The organism is Cellulomonas taurus, from assembly GCF_012931845.1.
In the GTDB taxonomy this organism is placed as follows: domain Bacteria; phylum Actinomycetota; class Actinomycetes; order Actinomycetales; family Cellulomonadaceae; genus Cellulomonas; species Cellulomonas taurus.
The window spans coordinates 2008995-2024315 of the sequence record NZ_CP051884.1 but is presented as its reverse complement, the minus strand read 5'-3'; the positions used below and the strand labels follow the sequence as shown (position 1 = coordinate 2024315).

The 15321-nt window shown below is 72.3% G+C and carries 19 protein-coding genes; 8 read left to right on the top strand and 11 right to left on the bottom strand.

The window, feature by feature from the left end; genetic code table 11:
* Nucleotides 1–6: 6 nt before the first annotated feature.
* Genes sufC through HGK68_RS09420 form a run of 4 tightly spaced genes read left to right on the top strand, consistent with a single transcriptional unit; the run spans nucleotide 7 to nucleotide 2908 of the window.
* Nucleotides 7–771 carry a Fe-S cluster assembly ATPase SufC gene (gene sufC / locus HGK68_RS09435; protein WP_169165738.1) on the top strand — a complete coding sequence of 255 codons (765 nt, stop codon included), beginning with the start codon at nucleotides 7–9 and terminating at the stop codon, nucleotides 769–771.
* A gap of 40 nt (nucleotides 772–811) precedes the next feature.
* Nucleotides 812–2098 carry a SufS family cysteine desulfurase gene (locus tag HGK68_RS09430; protein WP_169165737.1) on the top strand — a complete coding sequence of 429 codons (1287 nt, stop codon included), beginning with the start codon at nucleotides 812–814 and terminating at the stop codon, nucleotides 2096–2098.
* Nucleotide 2099: 1 nt separating this feature from the next.
* Nucleotides 2100–2579: a Fe-S cluster assembly sulfur transfer protein SufU gene (gene sufU, locus HGK68_RS09425; RefSeq protein ID WP_206155731.1), complete on the top strand. Its 480-nt coding sequence runs from the start codon at nucleotides 2100–2102 to the stop codon at nucleotides 2577–2579.
* The gene (locus HGK68_RS09420; RefSeq protein ID WP_169165736.1) at nucleotides 2576–2908 is read left to right on the top strand and encodes a metal-sulfur cluster assembly factor; all 333 of its coding nucleotides are present in this window, start codon (nucleotides 2576–2578) and stop codon (nucleotides 2906–2908) included. The genes sufU and HGK68_RS09420 overlap by 4 nt, the downstream gene beginning before the upstream one ends.
* A gap of 239 nt (nucleotides 2909–3147) precedes the next feature.
* Here the strand turns inward: HGK68_RS09420 and ypfJ are convergent, their stop codons facing one another.
* From ypfJ to HGK68_RS09395, 5 genes are all read right to left on the bottom strand, one after another.
* Nucleotides 3148–4041, bottom strand: a complete 894-nt coding sequence (gene ypfJ, locus HGK68_RS09415) for a KPN_02809 family neutral zinc metallopeptidase (RefSeq protein ID WP_169165735.1) — start codon at nucleotides 4039–4041, stop codon at nucleotides 3148–3150.
* Nucleotides 4042–4105: 64 nt separating this feature from the next.
* A complete protein-coding gene (locus HGK68_RS09410; RefSeq protein WP_169165734.1) occupies nucleotides 4106–4456 on the bottom strand; it encodes a hypothetical protein in 351 nt (116 codons plus the stop codon).
* A gap of 27 nt (nucleotides 4457–4483) precedes the next feature.
* Nucleotides 4484–5131: a CbiQ family ECF transporter T component gene (locus HGK68_RS09405; protein ID WP_169165733.1), complete on the bottom strand. Its 648-nt coding sequence runs from the start codon at nucleotides 5129–5131 to the stop codon at nucleotides 4484–4486.
* A 32-nt stretch (nucleotides 5132–5163) separates the two neighbouring features.
* Nucleotides 5164–5844, bottom strand: a complete 681-nt coding sequence (locus HGK68_RS09400; RefSeq protein WP_246260724.1) for an energy-coupling factor ABC transporter ATP-binding protein — start codon at nucleotides 5842–5844, stop codon at nucleotides 5164–5166.
* A gap of 95 nt (nucleotides 5845–5939) precedes the next feature.
* The gene (locus tag HGK68_RS09395; RefSeq protein ID WP_169165732.1) at nucleotides 5940–6587 is read right to left on the bottom strand and encodes a biotin transporter BioY; all 648 of its coding nucleotides are present in this window, start codon (nucleotides 6585–6587) and stop codon (nucleotides 5940–5942) included.
* A gap of 288 nt (nucleotides 6588–6875) precedes the next feature.
* Here HGK68_RS09395 and abc-f point away from each other — a divergent pair, with 288 nt between their 5' ends.
* Entirely contained in the window at nucleotides 6876–8474 is a 1599-nt protein-coding gene (abc-f, locus tag HGK68_RS09390) for a ribosomal protection-like ABC-F family protein (RefSeq protein WP_169165731.1), read from the top strand.
* A 56-nt stretch (nucleotides 8475–8530) separates the two neighbouring features.
* Here abc-f and HGK68_RS09385 read toward each other — a convergent pair whose 3' ends face one another.
* From HGK68_RS09385 to HGK68_RS09370, 4 genes are all read right to left on the bottom strand, one after another.
* Nucleotides 8531–9163 (bottom strand): hypothetical protein, encoded by a 633-nt coding sequence (locus HGK68_RS09385; protein ID WP_169165730.1) that lies wholly within the window; start codon nucleotides 9161–9163, stop codon nucleotides 8531–8533.
* Nucleotides 9164–9350: 187 nt separating this feature from the next.
* On the bottom strand, nucleotides 9351–10217 hold the full coding sequence (locus tag HGK68_RS09380; protein WP_169165729.1) for an SURF1 family cytochrome oxidase biogenesis protein: 867 nt from the start codon (nucleotides 10215–10217) through the stop codon (nucleotides 9351–9353).
* The gene (locus tag HGK68_RS09375) at nucleotides 10214–10477 is read right to left on the bottom strand and encodes a hypothetical protein (RefSeq protein ID WP_169165728.1); all 264 of its coding nucleotides are present in this window, start codon (nucleotides 10475–10477) and stop codon (nucleotides 10214–10216) included. The genes HGK68_RS09380 and HGK68_RS09375 overlap by 4 nt, the downstream gene beginning before the upstream one ends.
* Nucleotides 10467–10907, bottom strand: a complete 441-nt coding sequence (locus HGK68_RS09370) for a DUF3099 domain-containing protein (protein ID WP_169165727.1) — start codon at nucleotides 10905–10907, stop codon at nucleotides 10467–10469. Before HGK68_RS09370 ends, HGK68_RS09375 begins: the two co-directional genes overlap by 11 nt.
* A 150-nt stretch (nucleotides 10908–11057) precedes the next feature.
* Here HGK68_RS09370 and fabG point away from each other — a divergent pair, with 150 nt between their 5' ends.
* The 3 genes from fabG to HGK68_RS09355 are packed head-to-tail and all read left to right on the top strand — an operon-like array spanning nucleotide 11058 to nucleotide 13126.
* Entirely contained in the window at nucleotides 11058–11786 is a 729-nt protein-coding gene (fabG, locus tag HGK68_RS09365; protein ID WP_425483646.1) for a 3-oxoacyl-ACP reductase FabG, read from the top strand.
* 35 nt (nucleotides 11787–11821) lie between these two features.
* Complete coding sequence (fabI, locus tag HGK68_RS09360) at nucleotides 11822–12589, top strand: enoyl-ACP reductase FabI (RefSeq protein WP_169165725.1); 768 nt, start codon at nucleotides 11822–11824, stop codon at nucleotides 12587–12589.
* An 18-nt stretch (nucleotides 12590–12607) separates the two neighbouring features.
* Complete coding sequence (locus HGK68_RS09355) at nucleotides 12608–13126, top strand: SixA phosphatase family protein (protein ID WP_246260241.1); 519 nt, start codon at nucleotides 12608–12610, stop codon at nucleotides 13124–13126.
* A 254-nt stretch (nucleotides 13127–13380) separates the two neighbouring features.
* Here the strand turns inward: HGK68_RS09355 and serB are convergent, their stop codons facing one another.
* Together serB and HGK68_RS09345 are read right to left on the bottom strand one after the other, a co-directional pair.
* Nucleotides 13381–13995, bottom strand: a complete 615-nt coding sequence (gene serB, locus HGK68_RS09350) for a phosphoserine phosphatase SerB (RefSeq protein ID WP_169167039.1) — start codon at nucleotides 13993–13995, stop codon at nucleotides 13381–13383.
* Between the two features lie 70 nt (nucleotides 13996–14065).
* On the bottom strand, nucleotides 14066–15307 hold the full coding sequence (locus HGK68_RS09345) for a glucose-1-phosphate adenylyltransferase (RefSeq protein ID WP_169165724.1): 1242 nt from the start codon (nucleotides 15305–15307) through the stop codon (nucleotides 14066–14068).
* Nucleotides 15308–15321 lie beyond the last annotated feature (14 nt).

Below are 15321 nucleotides of genomic sequence, written 5' to 3'. Positions count from 1 at the left end.
ATAGAGATGTCCACCCTGGAGATCCGCGACCTGCACGTCAGCGTCGAGACCAAGGAGGGCCCCAAGCCCATCCTGCGCGGTGTCGACCTGACCATCCGCTCCGGCGAGACGCACGCGATCATGGGGCCGAACGGCTCCGGCAAGTCGACCCTGGCGTACTCGCTGGCCGGTCACCCCAAGTACCAGATCACCTCTGGCACCGTCACCCTGGACGGCGAGGACGTGCTGGAGATGAGCGTCGACGAGCGTGCCCGCGCCGGGATGTTCCTCGCGATGCAGTACCCGGTCGAGGTGCCGGGGGTGTCGGTGTCGAACTTCCTGCGCACCGCCAAGACCGCCATCGACGGTGAGGCCCCGGCGCTGCGGTCCTGGATCAAGGACGTCAACGTGGCGATGGAGAAGCTGCGGATGGACCCCGAGTTCTCCGAGCGTTCGGTGAACGAGGGCTTCTCCGGTGGTGAGAAGAAGCGGCACGAGATCCTCCAGATGGAGCTACTCAAGCCGAAGATCGCCATCCTGGACGAGACCGACTCCGGCCTGGACGTCGACGCGCTGCGCATCGTGTCCGAGGGCGTGAACCGCGTGCGGGAGACCTCCGACGTGGGCGTGCTGCTGATCACGCACTACACCCGGATCCTGCGCTACATCCAGCCCGACTTCGTGCACGTGTTCGTGGACGGTCGGGTCGCCGAGGAGGGCGGCCCGGAGCTGGCCGAGCGGCTGGAGAACGAGGGCTACGACCGGTTCCTGACCACCGGCGCCTCGGCCTGATCCCTCGCATCCCCGATCATCCAGACGAACGAGGACTGATGTGACGACGACCCTGGGGGCGGCCGAACTGGCCGCCGTGCGCGCGGACTTCCCGTTGCTCACCCGGACAGTGCGCGACGGCAAGCCGCTGGTGTACCTGGATTCCGGCGCGACCTCGCAGAAGCCCGAGGTGGTGCTGGACGCCGAGCAGGACTTCTACACCCAGCGCAATGCCGCCGTGCACCGCGGTGCGCACCAGCTCGCGGAGGAGGCCACCGAGGCCTTCGAGACCGCGCGCGCCCAGGTCGCCTCGTTCGTCGGCGTGGACGAGGACGAGATCGTCTGGACCTCCAACGCCACCGCCGCGATCAACCTGGTCGCCTACGCGATGTCCAACGCCACCGCCGGGCGCGGGGGAGCGGCGGCCCAGCGGTTCGTGCTCGGTCCCGGGGACGAGATCGTCACCACCGAGCTGGAGCACCACGCGAACCTGGTGCCCTGGCAGGAGCTGGCCGCCCGCACCGGCGCGACCCTGCGCTGGCTGGGCGTCACCGACGACGGACGGCTCGACCTGTCCGAGCTGGCCACCGTGGTGAACGAGCGGACCAAGGTGCTCGCGTTCACCCACGCGTCGAATGTCACCGGTGCGATCACCGACGTCGCCCCGCTGGTCGCCCGCGCCCGCGAGGTCGGCGCCCTCACCGTGCTGGACGCCTGCCAGTCGGTGCCGCACCTGCCGGTCGATCTGCACGCCCTCGGCGTGGACTTCGCCGCGTTCTCCGGACACAAGATGCTCGGACCGACCGGTGTCGGCGCGCTGTACGGCCGCCGCGAGCTGCTGGAGGCGATGCCCCCGGTGACCACCGGTGGGTCGATGGTCGAGGTCGTGACCATGGAATCGACCACCTTCGCGCCGCCGCCCCGCCGGTTCGAGGCCGGCACCCAGATGGTGTCCCAAGCGGTCGCGATGGGTGCCGCCGCCACCTACCTGGCCGAGCTCGGGATGGACGCGGTCGCCGCCCACGAGGCCGAGCTGACCGTCGCCCTGCTGGACGCGGTGGCCTCGGTGCCCGGCGTGCGGATCATCGGCCCGACCACCCCGGAGAACCGGCTCGCCGCCGTGTCCTTCGTGGTCGACGGGGTGCACGCGCACGACGTCGGCCAGGTGCTGGACGACGCCGGGGTCGCCGTGCGGGTCGGTCACCACTGCGCGCAGCCGCTGCACCGCCGGTTCGGGGTCGCCGCCACCGCCCGCGCCTCGGCCGCCGTCTACACCACGGTCGAAGAGATCGCGGTGTTCCGGGAAGCTCTGGCCGGGGTCCGGACGTTCTTCGGTCTGGAGGACTGACATGAGCACCGGAATGGAATCGCTGTACCAGCAACTCATCCTCGACCACGCCAAGCACCCCGCCCACCGCGGCGAGCAGGAGGCGTACGACGTCGAGGTGCACCACGTGAACCCCACCTGCGGTGACGAGGTCACCCTGCGAGTCCGGGTCGACGGCGGGAACATCGCCGAACTCACCTGGACCGGCCAGGGCTGCTCCATCTCCCAGGCATCCGCGTCCGTGATGGCCCAGGCCGTCACCGGCCGCCCGGTGGACGAGGCGATGGAGCTCTCCGGCGAGTTCCGCGACCTGATGGACTCCCGGGGTGAACTGCCCGACGGCTGGGAAGCCCGGGCCGACGACGAGAACGACCCGCTGGGCGACGCCGTCGCCTTCGTCGGGGTCGCCCGCTACCCGGCGCGCATCAAGTGTGCTCTCCTGGGCTGGTCGGCGATGAAGGACGCGGTCTCCCAGGCCGCCATGAGCGAGGAGACACGATGACCGAATCCGTCCAGGCCGCCCCGCCGAACGCGGCCGACATCGAGGAAGCGCTCCGCGACGTCATCGACCCCGAGCTGGGCGTCAACATCGTCGACCTGGGCCTGATCTACGGCATCGCCCTGGAACCGAACCGGCACGTCACCATCGACATGACCCTGACCTCGGCCGCCTGCCCGCTCACCGACGTGATCGAGGACCAGGCCGGTCAGTCCCTGGAAGGGCTGGTCGACAGCTTCCGGATCAACTGGGTGTGGATGCCGCCGTGGGGGCCGGAGCGGATCACGGACGACGGGCGCGCGATGATGCGGGCGCTGGGGTTCAACATCTGAGGCAGTGACGTGGGGGAGCGCCCGTCGGGGGACCGGCGGGCGCTTCGTCGTGTCCGGGCACCGCGTCCGTGCCGGGGCCTTGGGTCCGTGCCGGGGCCTTGGGTCCAGTTCGGCGCGTCGGCCCCCAGGTCGTGAGCTGAGCTGCCGATCTCGGGGCCGGAGTGCCGAACTCGCGCTGGGGCGGGGCGGGATCGCGGTGTGCTTCGCTGTGCCGAGCGCGAGGTGATGGGGCTGCGGTATCAGAGGGTGGCGGCCGCGAAGGTGTCGCACGCCCCCAGCGTCCCCTGCTCGTACCCGGTGGTGAACCACCGCTGCCGCTGCTCGCTCGACCCGTGCGTCCAGCTGTCCGGGTTCACCCCGCCGCCGGACTGCTGCTGGATGTGGTCGTCACCGACCGCGGCCGCGGCCGACAGCGCGTCGGCGAGTTCGGTCTGGCTGATCGGCTCCAGGTAGGTGACGCCGGTCTGCGGGTCCTCGGTGGTCGCCGCGTGGCCCGCCCACAGCCCGGCGTAGCAGTCGGCCTGGAGTTCGACCCGGACCGAGTCGGAGTCATCGCCGGTGCCGGAGCGGTCGGTGCGGTCGAAGACGCCGGTGAGCTGCTGGATGTGGTGGCCGTACTCGTGCGCGACGACGTACATCTCCGCGAGGCTGCCGCCGGAGGCGCCGTACTGGCTGGACAGCAGGTCGTAGAAGCCGAGGTCCAGGTAGATGGTGCGGTCGGGCGGGCAGTAGAACGGCCCGGTGCTCGACGACGCCTGTCCGCAGCCGGTCGACGTGGCCTGATCGAAGGACACCACACCGGGCTGCACCTGCTCCGGGGAGACCGCGACGCCCGCTGCGGGGAGCGCGTCGGTCCAATAGGTGTCCAGGGCCTCGATGGTCGCGTTCAGGCGGCATTCGCGCTGGCTGTTGGCCTGCTCGGCGTCGCAGGCGGCGATCACGCCCTGCTCCTCGGTGCCGCCACCCCCGTCGCCGGACAGCAGCTGGGTCGGGTCGCCGCCAAGCAGTGCCACCAGCAGGACGACGACCAACCCGCCGACCCCACCGCCGATCGCGACGCCACGGCCACGGCCACCACCGCGCCGGGTCTGCACCCGACCGCCTTCGAACTGCCCGCCTTGCTGGAACGTCATGTCCGGGACGGTAACGCCGTGCCTGGCACGGCGCGCGGCGGGCCGGTCGCTCCCCGTCTCGGGGTCAGGAGCGCGACTGCGCCCAGGCCAGCGTCTGCGCGACGTACGCCGAGGCCGCCGGGGTGTAGGGCAGCCGCGTGGTGTGTGCCAGGCCGGATGCCCGGACCGTGACCTCGATCCAGCCCTCCCACCGGGTCTCCTTCATCAGCAGGAAGAACAAGCCGAGCGGGAAGAGCACGACCGCCAGCACGATCGCCCACACCGGGATCCGTTCGGTGGGGTACGCCTGGTCGGATGCGTGCCACTGTGCGCCGCTCAGCGGCGCGGAGCCCCATGGGGTGCTGATCCAGTGCTCGGACAGCATGATGTCGCCGAGCTGGGCGAGGGTGGGTTCCGGGGCCGAGGTGAAGGACACGTTCCGATCCTGGCGTGGGAACGCCCCTCAGTCCAGAATCCCGCGCGCCGCCAGCGCCTCGCCCTGATCCCGGGCGCGTCCGACCACCCGCAGCACCGCCGGGGTGAGCCACAGCCGGGGGTCCCGCGACAACCCGCGCGCCCGGGCGGCATCTCGCACCTCGCCGACCACCCGGGCGATCTCCGGGACCGTCCGCAGCAGGAGAGTGACGGCCAGTGCGAGGGCGTCCGGGTTCACGCCCACCCGGCGCAGCGGGCGGACGGCGGCGGACAGCACGTCCAGCAGCTGGTCGGCGGGAGTGGTGGCGGTGAGCACGGCGGCGGCCAGGACCAGGGTGAGCAGGTCGGCGGCGACCTCGACGGCGGCGGCCGGGCCGCGGGCCCACCACTGGTAACCGGCGGCGAGGGCGGCGGTGACCAGGATCGGCAGCAGCGCGCGGGCGGTGGCACGCACCGGAAGCCGAGCGAGGGCTGCGCAGGTGAGGACGGCGGTGAGAAGGAGCAACGCGGACAGCGGGCCGCGGAGAGCGACGACCGCGATGCCGAGCAGGGCGAGTGCGAGCAGCTTGGCGACGGTGGGGCGGGTTGCCGACGCGGCGGGCGCACTGTTCAGCCGCGTCGACGCAGGCTGGCTCGTCTGGCTCGTCTGGCTCGGCTGGCTCGATTGGCTCGGCACGGATGCGTCGTGCTCCGGGTGCGCGGGCTGCCTCATCCGCGACGGGCCTCGTCGTCCACGCCCATCAGCAGGCGATATGTCGCCAAAGTCGCCTCCGGGGCGCCATCCGCGACGATCCGGCCGTCGTCGACCACCAGCACCCGGTCGGCCCGAGCCGCCGCGTCCAGGTCGTGGGTCACCAGCACCACCTGCTGCGACAACCCGGCGATCAGGTCGGTCACGACCCGCCGCCAGCGCAGGTCGAGCAGCGTGGTCGGCTCGTCGCAGACCAGGATGTCCGGTTCGGTGGCGAGCACGGCGGCCAGCGCGAGCAACTGGCGCTGCCCGCCGGAGAGCGCGCGCACCGGAAGGTCGGCGCGCTCGGCCAGCCCCACCCGCGCCAGCACGTCGCGGGCACGAGCATCGCGGTCGGCGGGGGGCACCCCGGTGCGGCGCAGGGAGAGCGCGACGTCCTCGACCGGGGTGGGCATGACGATCTGTGCGTCCGGGTCGGTGAACAGGAAGCCGACTCGGCGACGCACGGCGTGACCGTCGCGGCGAGTGTCCAGGCCGTCGATCAGCACCTGGCCTGCGGCGGGCAGCGTGAGGCCGTTCAGCAGTCGGGCCAGCGTCGACTTGCCGGAACCGTTGGCACCCACCACGGCGATCCGCTGCTCGGTCAGGGTGAGGTCGATCGGGCCGAGGATGCGCAGCGGTCCGTCGTGGCGTGCGATCGGCTCCGCGGCGGTACCGGCACGCCGTCCCCGACGACCCCGCTCGTCGGCGGACCGCGGTGGATCGGCGGTGACCAGCGCACCCCGGAGCTCGATCACCGGCGCCGCAGCTCCGGGTACGCGCGCAGCACGGCGGCGGCGACCACGGCTGCCAGCACGTTCTTCACGACATCGCCCGGGAGGAACACCGCCCCGGCGGTCAGCGCCTCGGTCGGCGACAGGCCCAGCCGCCAGCCCATCACCGCGATGCCCAGCGGGTGCACGACCAGCAGGCTGGCGACGGTGGCGGCGGCGAACAGGGCGGGTACCTGCCACCGTCCGGCGACCCGGCGGGCCAGCAGCGATCCGGCACCGGCGAGCGCGGCAGCCAGGGGGAAGGACAGCAGGTACCCGGCCGACGGCCCGGCCAACACGCCGAGGCCACCGACCGCACCGGAGAGCACCGGCAGCCCGACCAGGCCGACGACCACGTACAGCAGCAGCGCCAGGAACCCACGACGCGGGCCGAGGACCAGGCCGGTGAGGGCCACCGCGAAGGTCTGCAGGGTGATCGGGACCGGACCACCGACCGGGATCGCGGGCAGCACGGCGCACACGGCGACCAGGGCGGCGAAGGACGCGATCAGCGCCAGATCCGTCGCCGCCGACCGGCGAGTGGCCGGCGCCGGGAGCGTGGCGGACGTGGCCGGGGCGGGGAGGGCGCCGGACGTGGCAGGGGTGGTGTGCGGCTGCGGGTCGGTCACGGGGCCTCCAGTCGTCGATGCGGGATGCACCGAGCGGCCACGCTAGTTCGCCGGACCACCGCACAGCACCCACCGCACGGACAGAGCCCCCGGCGCGGAGTTGGAGGAATTCGCCAGCGGAGAATCTGCGTGCTCCCTCACCCGGGCCGCCCGTAGACTGGGCGGCGTTTGTGTCGACGGTGGTCGGCACCAGGAGGTTTCCGCACAGTCGCCGAGCCCGTCCGGACGGCGCACCCGCCACCGGTGGGCCGGTGCCGCGATCGGGCACGGCCCGTCAGGAGTAACACGGTGATCACAGCGCAGGGCGTCGAGCTGCAGATCGGGGCACGCACGCTGCTGTCCGCCACCACCTTCCGGGTCGCGGCGGGGGACCGGATCGGGCTGGTCGGTCGTAACGGTGCGGGCAAGACGACCCTGACCAAGACGCTCGCGGGGGAGACCCAGCCCACCGGGGGCACGATCACCTCCGCCGGGGACATCGGCTACCTGCCGCAGGACTCCAAGGCGGGCGACCCCGCCCAGCTCGCGATGCACCGGGTGCTGTCGGCCCGTGGCCTGGACGAGGTGATCGCGAAGATGCGCGCCACCGAGGCGGAGATGGCCTCCGAGGACGACACCGTGCGCACCAAGGCGATGAACCGCTACGAGAAGCTGGAAGCGCGCTTCACCGCCGGTGGTGGCTACGCCGCCGAGTCCGAGGCGCACCGGATCACCGCGAACCTCGGTCTGGACGACCGGGTGCTCGGGCAGACGCTCGGCACGCTCTCCGGTGGTCAGCGCCGACGGGTCGAGCTGGCCCGCATCCTGTTCTCCGGCGCCGACACCCTGCTGCTGGACGAGCCGACCAATCACCTGGACGCCGACTCGATCAGCTGGCTGCGCGACTACCTCAAGGTGTACCCGGGCGGGTTCATCGTGATCAGCCACGATGTCGAGCTGCTGCGCGCCACCGTGAACAAGGTCTTCCACCTGGACGCCAACCGGGGCGAGCTGGACCAGTACAACCTGGGCTGGGACGCCTACCTCAAGCAGCGAGAGACGGACGAGAAGCGCCGTCGCCGTGAGCGCGCCAACGCGGAGAAGAAGGCCTCGGCGCTGATGGCGCAGGCGGACAAGATGCGCGCCAAGGCCACCAAGACCGTCGCCGCCCAGAACATGGCCCGTCGCGCCGAGCGTCTGCTGTCCGGTCTGGACGAGGTGCGTGCCCAGGACAAGGTCGCCAAGCTGCGGTTCCCCGAGCCGGCTCCCTGCGGCAAGACACCGCTGACCGCCGCCGACCTGTCTAAGTCCTACGGCTCGCAGGAGGTGTTCGCCGGGGTCGACCTGGCCATCGACAAGGGCAGCCGGGTGGTGGTGCTCGGACTCAACGGTGCGGGTAAGACCACGCTGCTGCGGATGCTCGGCGGGATCATGGAGCCGGACACCGGCGAGGTCATCCCCGGCCACGGACTCAAGCTCGGCTACTACGCCCAGGAGCACGAGACCCTGGACCTGGACCGGACAGTGGTGGAGAACCTGCGCTCGCAGGCCCCCGACCTGACCGACACCCAGGTGCGATCGGTGCTCGGCTCGTTCCTGTTCTCCGGCGACGACGCGGACAAGATCGCCGGGGTGCTGTCCGGCGGCGAGAAGACCCGCCTGGCGCTCGCGGCCCTGGTCGTCTCCAGCGCGAACGTGCTGCTGCTGGACGAGCCGACCAACAACCTCGACCCGGCCTCGCGCGAGGAGATCCTGGCGGCGCTGCGCTCGTACACCGGCGCCGTCGTCCTGGTCTCCCACGACGAGGGTGCCGTCGAGGCACTCCAGCCCGAGCGGGTCGTCCTGCTGCCCGACGGCGACGAGGACCTCTGGAACCCGAGCTACCTGGACCTGGTCACGCTGGCCTGACCCCCTGACCCCCTGACCGCCTGACCCCGGGCGGGGGCGGTGGTCAGTGCCGGCGTTCAGGTCCGGACGGGCGGCTCGGTGTGCGCGATCCGGGAGGTGTCGCCTGCCGCGCGTCGGGCAGCCAGGAGCATCCCGCCTCCCACGGCGGCCTGCGCGACCAGCGCCGCGACAGCGGCGGTACTGCGCGGGGTGTCCATCCACACCGAGGGTGGCAGACCCGGCAACGGCGAGGCGATCGCGAGCACCCCGGCGGCGATCAGCAGCCACCCGTCACGGCCGCGGGCACCAAGCACCGCCAGGGCGAGGGCGAGCGGAGCGATCGGACCCGGCAGGTACAGCAGCACGACCGGGGTGGCGAGCAGGCACAGCAGCGCCGTCAGCACCGCGGTCAGTCCGTAGCCCGGTGCGCTGGCGGCGGCGTCGGCATCGCGCGGCAGAGGACGTGCGGGCACCTGCGAGGACGGTCCGCCGTCCGGGCCGCCCTCGGAGGCGTGCGGGCGGGTGCCCGGGCCCCCAGGGCGCCGATCGCGGGAGCCCAGCAGCCAGAGCAGCGCGGTGGCGGCGGGTGGTCCCAGCATCCCAAGCAGCATGCGGTGCGACGACGGCACGACCATCTGCCCCACGACCAGCACCAGCACCGCCGCCCCGATCACGGTCAGCGGCAGCGCGCGCCTTCGCCCCCGTTCCATCCGCCCACTCTGTCAGACCCCGCCCCAGGACCGGGCGATGGCACCCTGCCGCGTGCGAAAGCGCGGATCACGTGCGCAGTCGCAGCACCCGAGGCGATTCGGAGCGGCACGTGGATCGGGACATGCCCCCTCGACGCGACGGACGCCGCCCGGCCTGCTCGGAGTGCCCGGTGATGGGGCCGGGCGCTCAGCGCAGCTGCGCGTCGATCAGCGCGTCCTCGGTGTCCTCGTCGGAGACCCGGCGGGTGCGCGGGGCGCGCAGGTTGCCCTGCTCGTCGGGGATCAGATCGCCCAGCGCCACGCCCGGCCCGCGGGGGATGCCGCGCTCGTCCCGGATCTCCCGTCGGGCCATCCAGCCGAACCCGACCAGGGCACCGATGCCGAACGTCCACCACTGGAACGCGTAGGACAGGTGGGAGCCGGGGTCGGTGCTGGGGGTGGGCAACGGGCCGAGGGCGGTGGCGGCGGTCGGTGATTCGCTGACCAGCGCGCCGTAGGCGGTGTATGCGTCGAGTTCGCTGTCGCCACCGGCGGCGAGCACCTGGTCGACGTTGATCGCCTGCACCTGTCCGGCCGGGGCGCTGCGGGTGCTGGCCACCTCCTGCGGTCGCAGCCGCGCGGTGACCGTGACCTCGCCGGCGGGCGGTGCGGGGACATCGACCTCGCCGGAGGCGTCCGCGTCCCAGGCGACCCACCCCCGGTCGACGACCAGGGTGCTGCCGTCGTCCTGCACCAGGGGCACCAGGACGTGGAAGCCGGGCTGGCTGTTGACCGGTCGGTTGCGCAGCAGGACGGTGCCGTCGGCGTCGTAGCGGCCGGTGACCGTCACCGGGTGCCAGACCTTCGCCGGGTCGAGGGCGTCGTCGACTGTGGGCAGCAGATCGGTCAGCGGGACCGGGTCGGCGTCGTAGTTGGTCTGCACCAGCCGGATCGCGGCGTCGCGGTGCACGTGCCGGTTCCACTGCCAGCGGCCGAGGAAGGTGCAGGCGGTGGCCAGCACGACGGCGAGCAGGACCAGTCCGACGGCGCGACGGGTGGCGGGGGACAGCGTCATCGGCCGAAGGCTCCCGGCCGGGTGCCCAGGTCCATCGAGTCCAGGGCCGCGACCGGCACCGACTCCTTGAAGAACAGCCGTGCGCCCAGGTACTCCTCCAGCTGGACACGGTGGTCGTCGCACGCCAGCCAGACCTTGCGCCGGTCCGGGGTGTGCAGCTTCGGGTTGTTCCAGAGCACGCCCCAGGTCGCGTCGGCGTGGCAGCCCCGGGCCGAGCAGAGCAGCTCGGGTGCGTCGTCGGCGGTCGGCTCAGCGGTCATCGGTGCTCCGCTCGTCGGTGGTGCGGTCGTGGGACGCGCGGTCGTCGGAGTCCCCGGACGCCCGGCTGGCACCAGTGTCCTTCGGCGCCGCTCTGTGGTCGGTGGTCCGGCCGTCGGTGGGACGCGGCGCGGCCGGCCGGGTGGCGGGTCCGGCGCTCAACTGCGGCAGGTCGACCGCCGTGCCCCCGGCCACCCGTTCCCGACCGGCGTTCGCGAACAGCACGGCGGTGTACGGCAGGACCACGGCGCCGACGATCAGCAGGATGCTCACCCAGACCGGGACGTGCCGCCAGAGCAGCACCGCGAGCAGGAAGCAGGCCACCCGAACGCCCATCTGGAGCAGGTACCGGGAGGCGCGGCGCGACTGGTCGGCGGCCAGCGACTGGGGAGCGCTGGTGACGCTGACTGCGGGAGGGGTCCGCCTGGGCACATCTGATCGTAGGCGTGTCCTGCGCGCAGCGACGGGTCGAGGATCGTGGCGCTGGTCACCGGATTGTGCGATTCGGACAACGACCGGCCCGCAACCTGTGCCGCCGTGTTGCACGGTGTGCGCCTGCGGACTCGGTTAGCGTCGATGTCCGTGACCCAGACCCCAGAATCCCAGCCCCGCAGCGTGCTCGTCACCGGTGCCACCCGTGGCATCGGACGGGCGATCGCCGAGCGCTTCGTCGCCCAGGGCGACCGGGTCGCGACCCTGGTCCGCTCCGGCGGCGACGTGCCCGAGGGCGTGCTCGCGGTGCCCGGTGACGTGTCGGACACCGCCGCCGTCGACGCCGCCTTCGCGCAGATCGAGGCGGAGCACGGTCCGGTCGAGGTGCTGGTCGCGAACGCCGGGGTCACCCGCGATGGTCTGCTGATGCGGATGACCGACGAGGACTTCGAGGCGGTGCTGGACGTCAACCTGACCGGGGTGTTCCGCTGCGTGCGCCGCGCCTCGAAGGGCATGATCCGGCTGCGTCGCGGACGGATCGTGATGATCGGCTCCGTGGTCGGCCTCTACGGCAACGCCGGGCAGATCAACTACACCGCGAGCAAGGCCGGCCTGGTCGGCATGGCCCGCTCGATCACCCGCGAGCTCGGCGCCCGTGGCATCACCGCCAACGTGGTCGCACCCGGCTTCATCGAGACCGCGATGACCGAGTCGCTGCCCGACGACCGGCAGCAGGCGTACCTGTCGTCGATCCCAGCCGCACGGTTCGGTGCCGCCGACGACATCGCCGCCGCCGTGGAATTCCTCGCCTCGCCCGCCGCCGGGTACATCTCCGGTGCCGTACTGCCGGTCGACGGCGGCCTCGGCATGGGCCACTGAACTTCTCTCACGACTACAGGACAGGACGACGACTCATGGGTCTGCTCGAAGGCAAGAAGCTGCTGGTCACCGGTGTGCTCACCGACGGTTCTATCGCGTTCCACGTCGCGCGGCTGGCGCAGGAGCAGGGCGCGGAGGTCGTGCTCAGCTCCTTCGGCCGCCAGTTCCGGCTCACCCAGGCCATCGCGCGCCGGTTGCCGAAGGAGGCGCCGGTGGTGCAGCTCGACGTGACCAGCGCCGAGGACCTGGACCAGTTGGCGGCCCGGGTCGGCGAGCACGTGGACCGCCTGGACGGCGTGGTGCACTCGATCGGCTTCGCGCCGCAGTCGGTGATGGGCGGCAACTTCCTGGCCGGCGAGTGGCAGGACGTGGCGACCGCACTGGAGATCTCCGCGTTCTCCTTCAAGTCGCTGGCCGTCGCCGCCAAGCCGCTGATGGTCGAGGGTGGATCGCTGGTCGGCCTGACCTTCGACGCGCGGTTCGCCTGGCCGGTCTACGACTGGATGGGTGTGGCCAAGGCCGCGCTGGAGAACACCTCGCGCTACCTGGCCCGCGACCTGGGCGCTGACAACATCCGGGTGAACCTGGTCTCCGCCGGGCCGATCCGCACCACCGCCGCGAAGTCGATCCCCGGCTTCGCCGCGATGGAGGAGAACTGGGGCGAGCGCGCGCCGCTGGGCTGGGACGTGAACGACCCGGAGCCGACCGCCCGTGCGGTGGCCGCCCTGCTCTCCGACTGGTTCCCGATGACCACCGGAGAGATGGTGCACGTCGACGGCGGTGTGCACGCCATGGGTCAGTGACGTGCGACCCTGTTCCGTGTGACCACTACCTACCAGCTCGTCCTGCTGCGGCACGCCAAGGCCGAGGCCGCTGAGTCGCTGGCCGATCATCTGCGTCCGCTGGCCCTGGACGGGCGTCGGCAGGCGACCGGTGTCGGCGCCGCGCTGCGGGATGCCGGCCTGGTGCCGGAGACGGTGCTGGTGTCCTCCGCGGTGCGCACCCGGCAGACCTGGGACCTGGTGCGCACCGGGCTGGAGGTCCCGGCGGAGGTCGCCACCCTGAGCGACGCGGTCTACGACGCGGGGGTGCGTGAGCTGCTGGAGCTGGTGCGCGCGGTGCCGGAGTCGACTCACCGCCTGCTGGTGGTCGGGCACGAGCCCACCGTCTCGCAGACCGCCGCCACCCTGGCCGACGCCGCGGAGTCCGACCCGGCGGCTCTGGCGCGGGTGCGTGCCGGGGTGCCGACCGCGACGTTCAGCGTCCTGGAGTCGGCCGCGCCGTTCGCCGCCTGGGCCCCGGGCGCCGCGCACCTGCGTGCGGTCGTCGCCCCCGCCTGACCGCCAGCCACCCAGTCCGGCACCCCGGCGTGTCCGTCGCCTGGGGTCGGGCTGGCCGGGTCCCCGGCGTCGAGTTCGGCACGTCGGCCCCCAGGTCGTGAGCTGAGCTGCCGACTTCGGGGCGGAAGTGCCGACCTCGCGCTCGACGCGAGGCGAGGCTGGGCGGGGCTCTGGCGCTGGGCGGGGCGGGCGCGCGCGCCGGGTGGCCGGGGCGCGGGTGTTGGGCGGGCGGTGGGGGCGGGTGGCCTGGTGGGTCAGGCGGCGAAGGGCGGCAGGTCGAGTACCGCGTCCAATCGGCCGTCGACGGAGGCGTCCGCCTGCGCCGCGACCACGGGCTTGGCGTTGAACGCCACGCCGAATCCGGCCGTGGCCAGCATGTCCAGGTCGTTCGCCCCGTCGCCGATCGCCACCGTGTCCGCCAGGTCGATCCCGTCGGCCTCGGCCCAGTCGCGCAGGGTCCGCGCCTTCACCGCGCGGTCGACCACCTCCCCGGCGACCCGGCCGGTCAGGTGACCCCGGGCCACCTCCAGGGCGTTGGCCCGGGTCCGGGTGATGCCGAGCCGTTCGGCCAGCGGCGCCACGACCTCGATGAAGCCGCCGGACACCAGGCCCACCGCGCAGCCGCGCTGTCCCAGGGCCGCGATCAGGTCCTCGGCGCCGGGGGTCAGCTCGACCTCGGCCAGCACCTCGGCGAACACCGACTCGGGCAGACCCGCCAGGGTGGCCACCCGCGCCCGCAGCGAGGTGGTGAAGTCGAGCTCACCGCGCATCGCCCGCTCGGTGACGTCGGCGACCTCGGCCAGCGACCCGGCGCGCGCGGCCAGCAGCTCGATCACCTCGGCGGTGATCAGGGTGGAGTCGACGTCCATCACGACCAGGCGCGGGAAGGAGTTCACGCGGGCAGGGTAACCGGAATCACCCTGCCCGCCGGCCGGTCGTCTAGCTGGTGATCACCGTGTTCTTCGGCACCACGGTGATCCCGGACTCGGTGACCGTGAAGCCGCGCGCCAGGTCCGCCTCCCGGTCGATGCCGACCCGTGCCCGCTCCTCCAGGATGACGTTCTTGTCCAGGATCGCCCGGTGCACCTGGGCGTACCGGTTCACGATGCAGCCGTCCATCAGCACCGAGTCGGTCACCTGCGACCAGGAGTGCAGGTACACGCCCGGGGAGAGCACCGAACCGGAGACCGTCGCGCCGGAGACGATCACACCGGGGGACACGATCGAGTCGGCGGCGTGGCCGAGCCGACCGGCACCGGCGTGCACGAACTTGGCCGGCGGCAGACCGGTGTACCCGGTGTAGACCGGCCACTGGTCGTTGTACAGGTTGAACACCGGCTCGATGGAGATCAGGTCCTGGTTCGCGTCGTAGAACGAGTCCAGGGTCCCGACGTCCCGCCAGTACTGCCGGTCGCGGTCGGTGGACCCCGGCACGTCGTTGTGGATGAAGTCGTACACCGCCGCCGTCCCGCGCTCGACGAAGGCCGGGACCAGGTCCCCGCCCATGTCGTGCCGGGAGGTCGGGTTCTCGGCGTCCTCGGTGACGGCGCGGATCAGGGCGTCGGTGTTGACGACGTAGTTGCCCATCGAGGCCAGGATCTCGCCGGGGGAGTCGGGCAGGCCGACCGGGTCGGTGGGCTTCTCCCGGAAGGCGGCGATCTTCACCGGGTCGTCGGCGTCGGTCTCGATCACCCCGAACTGGTCGGCCATCCCGATCGGCTGCCGGATGCCCGCGACGGTGATCTCGGCGCCGGAGGCGATGTGCTGGTCGACCATCTGGGAGAAGTCCATCCGGTAGACGTGGTCGGCGCCGACCACGACCACGATGTCCGGCTTCTCGTCGTCGAGGATGTTCAGGCACTGGTAGATCGCGTCGGCGCTGCCCAGGTACCAGTGCTTGCCGACCCGCTGCTGCGCCGGGACCGGGGAGACGTAGTTGCCGAGCAGGGTCGACATCCGCCAGGTCTTCGACACGTGCCGGTCGAGGCTGTGCGACTTGTACTGGGTCAGCACGACGATGTGCAGGTACCGGGAGTTGACCAGGTTCGAGAGGGCGAAGTCGACCAGACGGTAGATACCGCCGAAGGGGACCGCGGGCTTGGCCCGACTCTCGGTGAGCGGCATCAGCCGCTTGCCCTCCCCACCTGCGAGGACGATTGCCAGGATGCGCGGCGCTGCCATGCCCCCGACCCTAG